The sequence below is a fragment of the Brachyspira pilosicoli genome (assembly GCF_036997485.1).
Lineage (GTDB): Bacteria > Spirochaetota > Brachyspiria > Brachyspirales > Brachyspiraceae > Brachyspira > Brachyspira pilosicoli_C.
In genome coordinates, this window is sequence record NZ_JAWLPU010000001.1 from 904,856 (window position 1) to 917,820 (window position 12,965).

Sequence of the window (12,965 nt, forward strand, 5' to 3'; positions counted from 1 at the left end):
TGATATTATAATATGTATATATAATTTTTATGAATATTGAGTTTTTACTTAGTGCTAAATTTAATAGGGCTCTTCCTACAAAAGACAGACTATTTAAATCAATAGTATCATCTCTAAACGAAGTAAATATTAACCCTCTTGTCATGCTTTCAGAATATTCTATCTTAGATGAAGAGAAATCAAGTACATTAATATACTCTTTTCATCCATCTGCTGACCCTGTGTATTTTGAATATAAAGAAGGTACATTATATGTAACTATTAACAGCGGAATTTTTGGTGCTGGGTATCATAGATTTATTATTTCTGTATTAGGCAGAATTTCGACAAGATTAGATATTGTATTTGAAGAAGATAAAACATATAAAGACCATAGCGGATATTTTAAAGAAAAAAAATTTGATAAATTAAAAAATTTTTTTGTTTTAGCATTAAATGAATATTCAGAGAGTTTGCTTGCTAATGAAGAGTTTAAAGACTTTATGATATCTATGCCTTATGATTACCCTATGATAGAAAAAGAATATTATGCACTTTCTCCTTTGGGATATTGGGGAAAATCTTGGTTTAATAATTTAGTTAATGCTCCTTTAGAAGATAAATATAATTTTGCAAGAGAGTTTTTTATTTGGAATGATGAAGAGATTAATGCTGACTTTTGGTTTAAGAGTTTAAATAGTATTATATGGCTTTATTTCCCTTTTAGAGAGATTATAGATGACAAAGAGAGAGATGTATATAAAAAAATAATTTACTGTTTTCAAGAGGCATACAAAAAAGATAAAACACTGCCATATCCTTGGAAGATACTTTCTGATATAGCATACTATCTTGACGATGATAATTTAGCTAAATTTATAGAAGCCAATAAACAAAATAATATTCAAATGGTTAATACTGATATTGGATTTAGAAAAGAATATGCAAGATACTCTATAGCAGGCGGATTTAATATTTCTCTTCCTATGAGCTTTAATGTTCATAGAGATGATAAGACTTTGGTAGAATTCAAAAATATACATACATACATTGCTATACAGGTATATTCTTTTGCAAACGAAGAGACTGATGCTATAATGGAATATGTTATAAAACAAATGGACGTTGCAAAAGAAGAAAAAGGCGACCTTACAGATATAAAAATAAAAGGTATAAAATCTGCTGTATACAAAAAATCTATAGACAATGATGATTATGTATTTACTGTAGTAGCAGTTTCAAAAAAGCTGGCACTTCTTGCATGGTTTACATATAACGGCAAAGAGAATGAAGAATTATGCATAGAGGCAATAAAATCTATAAGTATAGATAATTAATTCTTTAGACTAGAGTATTTCAATTATATTTCTAAAAAATTAATAACCTAAAAATTTCAAATATATATCAATAATCAATTCTTTATGTTAGCGTCTTCAAAGTACTCTCTTCCATCTTCGTAATATAAAGGCAATTTGTCTGCTCTGTAATATAACTCCGACTTTGGCATATCAAACTTAGCTTTAAATAAAATTTCTTTGGTTTGTTTATCTACTTCTAATACAGTTCTTATAGTACCATAAGTTAAAAGCAAATTATTTCCTTTAATGTCAGCATCTGAAGTAATTCTCGAATAAAGCGAAGCATCTCTAAACTCATCTGTTTTGATTGCAGTATAAGAACCATGCTCTCCTGTAATATTATATTCTACATATCTTGAGCCTTTAGAGTTTCTGTTTGCATCTCCCTGATTATCAAGCATGCCTAAGTTTCCATTTTCTAAAAGTATTAATGCATGCTGATTTTTTGGTCCGTCTGTAAGTGCATCTCCTTTTACTCTGTATGCATCCAATGAAGGCAAATCTCCTAAATTATCTTTATAAGGAATCTGACCATAAGCGTTTCCTGTTCTTGTATTTAAAGTTCCATCTGCAAACCACCATATAAGTTTCCAGTCGCTGTAGTCAATTGCAAATACTCCTAAATTCCTTGAAGAGATATAAAGTATATCAGTGTCTTTATCATAAACAAGCGAATTAGCATGAAACCAGTCTATAGATTTCTGCTTGCCGTTTTCATCTGTAAATATATTATTTTCATCAAATACTATCCTATTTAATATTCTTATTTCATTTTTATCATTATTAGGAAGCACTATATCTCTTATAATAGAAGCAAAAGCCATTTTCCTTACTATATTTCCAGAAAAGTCAATCTCTGTAATCTCATCATCTCCGCCCCATTTACTTGCAGATAAATAAATATAATTATCATCTTTTTTTATTGTGTCATGATGAGAATTGCTCGGATATTTTACAAGCTCCTTTCCAAGCATATTATAAATTTTTCCTTCATACATAGGATATATTAAAAACTTATTGCCCTCTATAGCGATTTTTGAAGCGGTAACTCCTTTAATAAAATATCTCACATAACCATTTTTTGATATACCTATAGTAGCAGTAGGGTACCAGCCATTAAAATACTGAATAAAATATAACTCAGGATTATTGCCGTCGTCGTTTGTAAGTTTATTAACTTCTACAGTATATTTTGAATCAATGTACACATCATCATGATAAATCTTTTTTATATAATGATTTTCTATGATTTCTCTTCCTGCATCATTTATAATAATTGTATTTGTAGCTTCTGGGAAAAGACCATGTATTTCAAACTCTTTGCCGTAATTAGCAGGATAGGTGTGAATTATATCAGGTTCATTGTATAGCCCTTTGACAGTTACAGTTATTGGGTAATTGTTTGTATTGCTTATAACATAAGAAGCAGATAATGGAGCTATATCATAAGGGTTTAATATTATAGTGCCTAATGGTGTGAGTTTATTAGGGTCAATAGTATTTTCTTCCAACTCCTTTTCATTTGCACTACAGTTTACTATAAATAAAAAAGTAAATAAAAAGGTTAATAGAATGTTTTTCATAATCAGCACCTAAATATAATATATATACTAAAAAATTTTTTATTTTCTAATAACTTAAATTTTAAATATTTGCAGGGCTTTGCCCCCTGCGAAGCGTGCCCGTAGGGTAGCACCCCACTTCTTTTGGCGACCGAAGGAAGTACCTATAGGTATGACCCAAAGAAGCAAAAAGACTGCATTCTTATACCTTTATATATGTATTATATTTATTCAATACCTATACAAATGTATAAAATTAAAATACTTGCACTTTTTCGTTCTTTGACGAAGTCCACACCGCGACCGAAGGAAGTACCTTTAGGTGTGTAACTGCGGGAAAAAGAACAATAAAAAATTACTAACTTAAAATTTTTAAATATATATTTTAATTTTTAAAAATTATATTAAATATGCTTACAACTTCTTGTACAACTTTTAAGGCACATTGATGTTTGAAAGAAGCTCTTCTATAATCATATCGCTGCTCACATTCTCAGCTTGTGCCTCGTAACTTACACTAATTCTATGTCTTAAAACCTCATAAGCAACTGCCCTAATATCTTCCGGTATTACAAAGCCTCTGCCGTTCATCATAGCATTAGCCTTAGCTGCCTTTGTAAGATATATACCAGCCCTCGGAGAAGCACCATAATCAATATACTCCTCTTTAAGCTTATATTCTATTGGGTTTCTTGTAGCATCTATTATATTAACTATATAGTCTAATAATTTATCTTCTATATATATCTGTTTAGCTAATATTCTTAATTTGTTTATTGTTTCTATTGTTGTAATAGGTTTTACTTCCTCTGGCTTTGAAGAAGACATATTTTTTATTATAGTTTTCTCTTCGCTTTTTAGAGGATATTTAACAATTACCTTTAGCATAAACCTATCAACTTGTGCCTCTGGCAAAGGATAAGTACCTTCTTGTTCTATTGGGTTTTGAGTAGCTAATACTAAAAATACTTCTGGAAGTTTATAGGTTTTATCACCTATTGTAACCTGATGTTCTTCCATAGCCTCAAGCAAAGCAGATTGCACTTTAGCAGGCGAACGGTTTATCTCGTCTGCAAGTATAATGTTTGAAAATATTGGTCCTTGCTTTGGTAAAAAAACAGAATTTTTAATATCGTATATCTCTGTACCAATAATATCTGCAGGAAGCAAATCCGGTGTAAACTGTATTCTTTTAAAAGTTGCATCTATTGTAGAAGCTAAAGTTTTTACTGTAAGTGTTTTTGCAAGTCCCGGTACTCCTTCAAGCAACACGTGACCATCACATATTATGCCAAGCAAAAGCTTATCTATCATATTCTCTTGCCCAACTATCACTTTTTTAATCTCATCTTTTACTGCATTCACAACATCTAATGCTGCATTGGCTGCTTCTGAAATAGCCTGTAAATCCTTAGTCATAAACTCTCCATTTAATTTTTATGCTGTTTTTTTATAAATTTATATAATAAGTATACTATAAGAACTATAAGTACCCATTGCCCAATCATTATAATTAAAAAAGAATTGCCGAACACTCTAATATTATATTCACTCAAAGGCTCTTCATTGGGTATTAAATTATTTCCCCTCTCAAGTTCATAATAACGAGCCTCTAATTCTGGTATTTTTAATTTGCCTTTATTAATTGGCTTTAATGTGTATATTATTTTGTATATAGTTTTTATATCAGAGTTTTCTTTGTCTATAGTTTCGCTTTCTATTCTTTTGTTTATTATCTCAAAATCGCTTATAGAGTTTTCATCTAACCCTTCAGCCTTAAAACTATTAGCATCTCCTGTAAAAGTTAAAGTATATTTTATATTCTGCCACTTATATATACTCTTTCTATTAACTTTACCTTCAACAGAAACCATAGAAAAAACTGCACTATTAATAATCATTACAAGCAAAATAATATAATATCTCATAGCTTTTTAGATTATAATAAAACGCAAAAAAGTCAACCTAATTAAATAGATTATATAATAAATTGAAATTAAATAAAATTAAATATATAATTAATAAATAAAATATATTTATAGGAGTATTATAATGAAATTTTTTATAGATACAGCTAATGTTGATGAGATTAGAAAAGCTAATGATATGGGAGTTATATGCGGAGTTACTACAAACCCATCATTAATAGCAAAAGAGGGAAGAGATTTTAAAAAAACAATAGAAGAAATTACTACAATAGTTGATGGACCTATTTCTGGAGAGGTAAAAGCCACTACCGTAAAAGCAGAAGACATGATAGCTGAAGCAAGAGAGATAGCTAAAATACATAAAAATATGGTAGTAAAAATCCCTATGACTGTAGAAGGTTTAAAAGCTGTAAAAGTATTATCTAAAGAAGGAATTAAAACTAATGTTACTTTAATATTTTCTGCTAATCAGGCATTACTTGCGGCAAGAGCAGGTGCAACTTATGTTTCTCCTTTTATAGGAAGACTTGACGACATATCTACTGACGGACTTGAACTTATTAGAACAATATCTGATATTTTTGCTACACATGCAATAGAAACAGAAATAATTTCAGCAAGTGTTCGCCATCCTATACATGTTACAGAATGTGCTTTGGCTGGTGCTGATATTGCTACAGTGCCTTATAGTGTAATTGAACAAATGACTAAACACCCTCTTACTGACCAAGGTATAGAAAAATTCAAAAAAGATTATGAAGCTGTTTTTGGTAAATAATTTATAATTAATATTTACATTAGCTTTGCATTAATAAAAATGTAAAGCTAATTTTTTATTATAGTCGATGAAAAATAATATTAAAAAAAATATAAAAAAACTTGTTAGCCTAATACCATTATTTATAATTATCATACTGATATTATGGTACAAAACACCAATCAACGGTATAAATTGCTACCCTCAAAGCGTAGAAAAAATTACTGTAGAATATCAAAATAAAATATTAAACATCACAAATACAAACGATATAGACTTTATTATAAAAAGTTTAAATAGCATATCTCTAAATAAAACAATACCAATTATTAAAGCAAATACTAACAGCTATAAAATAAATATAATAAGCACAAACAAAAATATACCAAATGATATTATAATATATTCAAAAGACACAGCCTCAATTGGATATTTCTATTATACAGATAAAAACACAATGCTCCCTTATGATTATATAAAGAATATATTTTCTAATAAATAAAAGATATTTTTTAAGTTTTTTATTTGCAGGGCTTTGCCCCCTGCGAAGCGTGCCCGTAGGGTAGCACCCCACTTCTTTTGGTGACCCAAAGAAGCAAAAGGACTGCATTTAATGAACTATAGCTTTTTATGTATACGAAAACATAGAGATATTATTTTATATATTCCAAATATAAAGCTAAAAACGCTCGCACTTTTTGGTTCTTTTTGCTGCGGGAAAAAGAACAAGAAAAAAATCAATATAAACTATTTGTCTCTTATTATCACTAAATGTCTTTCTTTTTCCTTCGAAGCTAACTTCACTATATTAACTTCATATTTATGTATATCGTTAATCTCTTTAAGCTCTTCTTCTATTGTTTGAAGTTTTCCCTTATATGCTATTAGTGAAGCATTTTTAGTTTTTATTTTTTTAAATATTCTAATAAGAGTTTTTATATCAGAAAATGCCCTTGATGTAATAGTCTCATATTTCTCTTTTAATTCATATACATTTTTTGATATAACATTTACATTAGTGAGATGCAATTTCTCTTTAGCTAAAATTAAAAAATCTGATTTTTTATTTTTAGACTCGCATAGTGTAAACTTTTTATCATTATACATTATAGCAAGCGGAATAGAAGGCAAACCCGCTCCGCTTCCAACATCTATAATATTATCATAATCTCTAAATACATCTAAAGCTAAAAGCGAGTCAAGAATATGCTCATCTAAAAATGTCTGAATATCTTTAGCTCCTGTTATATTTATATTTTTATTATAATCCATAGCTAAAGATGCATAATCTATTATCTTTCTTTTTTTTACATCATTATCATCATCTTTAAATAAAGATAATTTATCTAATTCAATACACAAATCATCATAAATCATATTACCAGCCTAATTTTTTAGCTGCATTTTTGGCATTATTGCCAGCAGAAACATTCGTAACATTATAGCGAATCTCTCTTTTATCGGTTTTACTCTTCATAATAAATTCTTTAGGGTATGGTATATTATTAACTGTAGTATAAGAACCCAATTCAACATTAACAACATTATCCATAAATGAAGTAGAAAAACTTCTTACACGGAAAGTGGAAGCAGAAAAAACTATAGTATCAACTCTGTCGTTGTAGCCAATTTTTAAAGTATGCCAATTCTTACCTAATGTGATATTGCTGCTTATTATTTTTTTATTTAAATCTATAAACTTATAATCTAATATATCTGCATAAAGCTTTGGAAAACGCATAATAGGAGCTTCTAATGCAAATGTATTAAAGTTTCTTTTGATAGTCTCACCAGAATCTTGCGTGTATAATGTAAGTTCATTGTTAATAACTTTAGCATCCATTATAACACCGCCTAAAAGTCCGTCTAATGCTGTCATATATTTATTATTATTTTCATTTTTATAATAATTAACTATCATAGGCATTTGGTCTAAATCATCTCCGCTGTAAAAAGCTCCGCCAGATGAATAAATAGAAGTAAATGGAGATTTTGAAAACTTATCAAAAGCCTCTTTCATCACTTCCTGTTCATTTTGAGCAAATAATGTGCCTACAAAAAATATAAATAAAAATATATAAAGCACTCTTTTTTTTATCATTATTTCTAACCTCTCTTATTTTGTTTTTTATTTATTGTTTTCTATTGATGATATTCTCTCTTCTATTTTCTTTGAATCAAAACTACTATCTTTATAAATAGAAGAGATTGATTTTCTATAATATTTTAATGCACTATCAAAATCTTTTTTAGCATAATAAACATCTGCTAAATGTGAATAAATTTCAGCCTTAGATGTTTCATCTGCATAAAATGCTGCCTTTAATAACAATTTTAAAGACTCATCATAATTGCCTTTTAAATAATATCCAAAGCCTAAAGTATCTATATAATGAGGAGATTTAGGTTCTATTTTTACAGCATCTTTAGCAAGTGATATTCCTTTATCTACATCAATATTTAAATATATCAAAGCCCAAGCTAAACTATTTAAACCTTCAGCAGAATCTTTATTTATAGAATATTTAAAATTAGCATATTCCATAATAGAGTTAGTATTAGAAACAGAAAGTGCTGTAACATAAGGTATATTTAATCTATAATCATTAGTATTAAGATTTTTATTCTTCTTGAAAAACTCTAAATCTTTATTTAAAAAGTTATTAGCATTATCAAAGTCATTATTTAAATAATATACATAAGATTTCAAATAACTATAATAATCTTTTTGTTTTTCAAACTTTTCAATATTTTTTATAGCAAAATCATATTCGCCTATATCTGCAGAAGTCATAACCAAAGATACTAATTCATTTTCTGCTATATTGCCTTTCTTTAATGAAGCATATTTATAAAGCATTTCTTTTGCAGCTTCTTTATTATTTTGCTCTTTAAACTTCAAAGCAGCTTGTAAATATAGTGTATATAGTTTTTCATTTTTGCTGTCATAATTAATAATATTTTCTATATGTTTAGGCAAAGCGTCTATATTGCCAAGCATTAAATAAAAACTAATAATATCCATCTCTGCTTTTATTTTTTCTTCTTTGCTTCCTATTTCATTTACAAGCTTATAGTATGTTTGAATTATATCTAAATCTATTTTGGCTCTGTCTATATCTGTTTCTATGATATTTAAAGCATTGCTGTATCCATTATTTTTAGCTTCTATAATAACAGATAATACTTGCGGAATATTAACACTATTATTTATTTGTGCAAATAATTCTTCATTATATTTATCTGCCATAAAACTTAAATAAGCACTTAAAACAGAGGCATTATTATTTTCTAAACTTTTACTATACGCTTCATCATAGTTTTCTAATGCCTGATAGCTTTTTATTACAGCAAATGCCGCTTCTTGCTTATCTCTATCTGATAGAGAATTATAATTAACTCTGTTTAGTCTATCTATAGCATTTTGAAATCTGCTTAAATAAAAATTGCACATTCCATAATAAAAATTATAATACTGCAAATAATTTTTACTTGCTGGTTTTGAAGTATTTACCTTATCAAAATAATAAACAGCATTTTGAAACTCTCTCTCATTAAAATTAATAAACCCTAATAATATTAAAGTGTCATTATAATTTCTGTCTATCTCATACGCATTTTCAAGATAATACTTTGCTTTTTTTAAATCTCCTACAAAAAATATGTTTCTCTCAGCCGCCTTAATTAATATATCTATATTTTGAGGATTGTTTAATACAAGAAAGTCATATATCTTTATACTCTCCTCAATTTCTCCTAAAGCCTCATGAGTTTCAGCAAGAGAAATATATATATCATCATCTTGTATATATTTTAAAACCTCTTTTAATATAACTTTAGCATTTTCTAAATTATTAATTGCCTCTTGATTGCGAACTCCGCTTGCTAATGCTTTTTCTTTATAGTATAGAGCAAAACTATATGCTGCCCTTGCTTCTTCTTCATTTCTAATATATCCATCTTCGCTGTAGCTATTTGTAGAAGAATAATCATTGCTTAAAGAAGTTTGTGCATTAAGAAGATTCAACCCAATTATAAATATTAGTAATATATATTTATACATATTTACCCCGCATAGGCTTATTAAATTTATTTATTAATTATTATATATTCGTCAATTATATAAAAAATCATAAGATAACTATTTTTGTAAAATGATTTATTTAACTTTTTTATTAATTATATCAAAAAAACATATAAAAGTAAATTAAGCATTACTAAATATAATTACTTTAAATAATAATATAGCTATGATATACTTAAACAAGTGAGAGAGTTTTATGAAAAATACTGATATATCTAAAAAAATAGAAAATATTATAAAATTACTTTCTAATGGGCTTTATGAGAGAGAAAATATTGTAGCATTAACTCTATTAAGTGCAATAGCAGGAAAACCAATATTTTTATATGGACCTCCAGGAACGGCAAAAAGCTTTATAGCAAAAAGAATATCTTATGCATTTAAAGATTCAAAATACTTTGGATATTTGATGCAAAGATTCAGCACTCCAGAAGACATATTCGGACCTATTAGTTTGGAAGAATTAAAAAACGATAGATATATAAGAAAAATTGAAGGTTATTTGCCAGATGCTGACTTTGCTTTTTTAGATGAAATTTGGAAAAGTAGTCCCGCTATACTAAACACACTTCTTACTATAATAAACGAAAGAATATTTAAAAATGGTGTAAATGAAATAAAAGTGCCATTAAAAGCATTAATCTCGGCAAGCAATGAAACTCCTCCGGAAGGTCAAGGTCTTGAAGCATTGTATGATAGATTTATAATGCGTTTAAATATAAAAAATATAAAAAACAAAGATAACTTTGAAAAGATACTTCAAAACACAGAACTATCTTCTTTTGTAGATATAGATGATAACTTAAAAATATCAACAGATGAATGGATGCAAATTAGAAAGAATGCTAATAATATTAAACTTTCAAAAACTGTTATTGATATTATTCATTATATAAAACTTTCTATAGATAAGTTTAATGAAGAGAATATTAATATATATGTATCAGACAGAAGATGGCAGCATATAGCATATTTATTGAAACTCTCGGCTTATTTAAGCGGTAAAGAAGAAGTTGATATTTATGATTGCTTTATTATTTATAATTGTTTATGGAGCGTAGAAGAGCATATTGAAGCTGTAAAAAAAATTACTGAAAACGCCATTAAACGATATTATAATTTTAATGATTTAATAGATGAATGGAAAAACAATTTTGAAAATATAAAAACAAATATTGACAATGAATGTTTTTACTTAGAGAAAGTTTATGATACAGAAAATATTGATGATAGGCATTATATAGCAAAAAGCTTTGATATTGTTATGGACGAATATAATAATAAAGCTGAAACTATTATTTACATACCAATAAAACAATTACAGAAAAACGGATATTTTTATCCATTAGACATTAGCAGAAATCAAACAAAAAAGTTTAGATGCAATTTTTTGGGAAGCGATAAATGCGTTGTTGAAATAAACTCTGCCGTAAAAACAAATGGTTTATTATCAAACAGACTTTCAAAAAATTATGAAGCATTGTTTGAGTTTGAGGCTGAATATCATATTAAAAGATTAAATCCTAAAAAAATAGAAAAAGAGAAAAAAGAGAAATATATTAATATTCTAAATGACTTATTATTAGAGATTGATAATATTATTTCCAAAATTAAAAACAATTTTGAAATATCAAGAAATATATTTATGTCTGATGAAGAGTTTAATTTTTTTAGAGATATATTTGATGATTATATAGATAACCTTGAAAGCGAAAAATTAAATGCTGAAAAGTTAAAAAGCGAAATAGAAAACCATGAAACAATCTATTAATAATAATTCTTATAAAGAAGAAATAAAAAAAACAGAGAAAATGGCAAGGGGAGTTTTTTACAGCTCATTTAATAAAGATGAAAGAATAGAAAAAGAATTAGAAACCAAAATTGAAAAATGGAAAAAAGATTTAAATGATTATATATCTAGCAATAATCCATATATAGAAAATAAAAGAGAATTAGAAATAGCAAAAAAAGAATTAGAGAAAAAAGATATTAGCAAAAAAGATATAATAAATAATTTGAATATGTTTAACTCACTTGATGTAGACACAAAATTTTGGCTTGATAAATTAGAAAACAATAATTTAAACGCCATAAAGAAAAATATAATATCAAATTGGAATGAAGTTTACAATAAAAAAAATAATGAATGGACTATAAACACTATTAAAGAAAAAAGATATAAGTTTATTAATGATATAGAATCTTGGATTAAATTATTAAAAAGATTAAGATATATGTCTAATATACTTAGAATAAAAACTGCTGTGTTATGGGATTTTAGAGTTGGTGAATTAAAAGAAGAGGATATTTCTTTATTAGAGAGATGGGTTAAGTTTATAGACAATATTGATAAAAATAATTATATAGACAAAATAGCAGACTCTATAGGAAAAAAAATAGATATAGAAAAAATAACCAAAAACATAGAATTAAAAAATAATTATTCATATACAAACAAAAAGATTGATTCTAAAGATGAGATATCGGGCATTTATTTTTCTAAAGACATAGAAAACATTATTCCAGAGGAGCTTTCACTTCTTTGCAATGAGGAAGCAGAAAAATTGTTTAAACTAAAATATATAGAAAACAGAATTATGTGCTTTGATAAAAGTTATTATGCATTTGATGAATTAGATAAAAACAAAACCGCATCAGGCTATAAAGACGGCAAAGGAGATATGATTATATGCATAGACACAAGCGGCTCTATGAAAGGAGTAAACGAATATATTGCTAAATCTATAATGTTTAAAATATTGATGAGGGCTGTAGCAGAAAATAGAAATGCTTATCTTATTAACTTCAGCACAGAAATATACACATATAAATTTAATAAAAATAGCGGCGTAGATGAACTTATAAAATTCTTAAAACTTAGCTACTACGGAGGCTCTGATATATACAAGGCTCTCTATGAAGCAAACAGGATAATGAAAAATTATAATAATAATGATGTGCTTGTGATATCAGATTTTATAATGGAAGACATGCCTCAATATTTGGTTGATATATGTTTAAAACAGAGAAAAGAGGGAAACAATTTTTTTGCTGTGTCTATAGGCAAGTTTCCTTTTGGTTATTCTTATAAAAAAGTTTTTAATAGGCATTGGATTTTTGATATAGGAAACGGTATAAAAGAGATTTATTAATTTTTTAAATATTTCTAATTGCATGTATTGATATAATATTATAGTTGAGTTTATTTTTTGAGTTTGCATTCTGTATTAAAAAAGATTTAATAATTAAATATTTTTATAATAAATGCTGCAAAAAAGTCAATTTTTCTTTATATGC

At 27.0% G+C, this 12,965-nt stretch carries 11 protein-coding genes; 5 read left to right on the top strand and 6 right to left on the bottom strand.

The annotated features are described in order from the left end of the window. Window positions 1–29: 29 nt before the first annotated feature. Entirely contained in the window at window positions 30–1,316 is a 1,287-nt protein-coding gene (locus tag R4I97_RS04055) for a hypothetical protein (protein WP_335783811.1), read from the top strand. Between the two features lie 74 nt (window positions 1,317–1,390). Here the strand turns inward: R4I97_RS04055 and R4I97_RS04060 are convergent, their stop codons facing one another. The 3 genes from R4I97_RS04060 to R4I97_RS04070 form a co-directional block, all read right to left on the bottom strand. After that, a complete protein-coding gene (locus R4I97_RS04060; protein WP_335783812.1) occupies window positions 1,391–2,920 on the bottom strand; it encodes an aryl-sulfate sulfotransferase in 1,530 nt (509 codons plus the stop codon). A 414-nt stretch (window positions 2,921–3,334) separates the two neighbouring features. After that, on the bottom strand, window positions 3,335–4,318 hold the full coding sequence (locus R4I97_RS04065; RefSeq protein WP_147732040.1) for an AAA family ATPase: 984 nt from the start codon (window positions 4,316–4,318) through the stop codon (window positions 3,335–3,337). An 11-nt stretch (window positions 4,319–4,329) separates the two neighbouring features. Continuing rightward, the gene (locus tag R4I97_RS04070; protein ID WP_335783813.1) at window positions 4,330–4,827 is read right to left on the bottom strand and encodes a BatD family protein; all 498 of its coding nucleotides are present in this window, start codon (window positions 4,825–4,827) and stop codon (window positions 4,330–4,332) included. A 124-nt stretch (window positions 4,828–4,951) separates the two neighbouring features. Between R4I97_RS04070 and fsa the strand changes: the two genes are divergently transcribed. Next, window positions 4,952–5,605 carry a fructose-6-phosphate aldolase gene (fsa, locus tag R4I97_RS04075; RefSeq protein ID WP_335783814.1) on the top strand — a complete coding sequence of 218 codons (654 nt, stop codon included), beginning with the start codon at window positions 4,952–4,954 and terminating at the stop codon, window positions 5,603–5,605. 67 nt (window positions 5,606–5,672) lie between these two features. After that, window positions 5,673–6,086 (top strand): hypothetical protein, encoded by a 414-nt coding sequence (locus tag R4I97_RS04080; RefSeq protein ID WP_335783815.1) that lies wholly within the window; start codon window positions 5,673–5,675, stop codon window positions 6,084–6,086. Window positions 6,087–6,331: 245 nt separating this feature from the next. Here R4I97_RS04080 and rsmG read toward each other — a convergent pair whose 3' ends face one another. The 3 genes from rsmG to R4I97_RS04095 are packed head-to-tail and all read right to left on the bottom strand — an operon-like array spanning window position 6,332 to window position 9,647. Beyond that, a complete protein-coding gene (gene rsmG, locus R4I97_RS04085) occupies window positions 6,332–6,961 on the bottom strand; it encodes a 16S rRNA (guanine(527)-N(7))-methyltransferase RsmG (protein ID WP_335783816.1) in 630 nt (209 codons plus the stop codon). A 1-nt stretch (window position 6,962) separates the two neighbouring features. Continuing rightward, the gene (locus tag R4I97_RS04090) at window positions 6,963–7,685 is read right to left on the bottom strand and encodes a hypothetical protein (protein WP_335783817.1); all 723 of its coding nucleotides are present in this window, start codon (window positions 7,683–7,685) and stop codon (window positions 6,963–6,965) included. A gap of 27 nt (window positions 7,686–7,712) precedes the next feature. Further along, window positions 7,713–9,647 carry a hypothetical protein gene (locus R4I97_RS04095; RefSeq protein WP_335783818.1) on the bottom strand — a complete coding sequence of 645 codons (1,935 nt, stop codon included), beginning with the start codon at window positions 9,645–9,647 and terminating at the stop codon, window positions 7,713–7,715. A gap of 217 nt (window positions 9,648–9,864) precedes the next feature. On the opposite strand from R4I97_RS04095, the gene R4I97_RS04100 reads away from it, so the two are divergent. Together R4I97_RS04100 and R4I97_RS04105 are read left to right on the top strand one after the other, a co-directional pair. Further along, on the top strand, window positions 9,865–11,439 hold the full coding sequence (locus tag R4I97_RS04100; protein WP_335783819.1) for an AAA family ATPase: 1,575 nt from the start codon (window positions 9,865–9,867) through the stop codon (window positions 11,437–11,439). Continuing rightward, entirely contained in the window at window positions 11,423–12,820 is a 1,398-nt protein-coding gene (locus tag R4I97_RS04105) for a VWA domain-containing protein (protein ID WP_335783820.1), read from the top strand. Before R4I97_RS04100 ends, R4I97_RS04105 begins: the two co-directional genes overlap by 17 nt. Window positions 12,821–12,965: the final 145 nt, after the last annotated feature.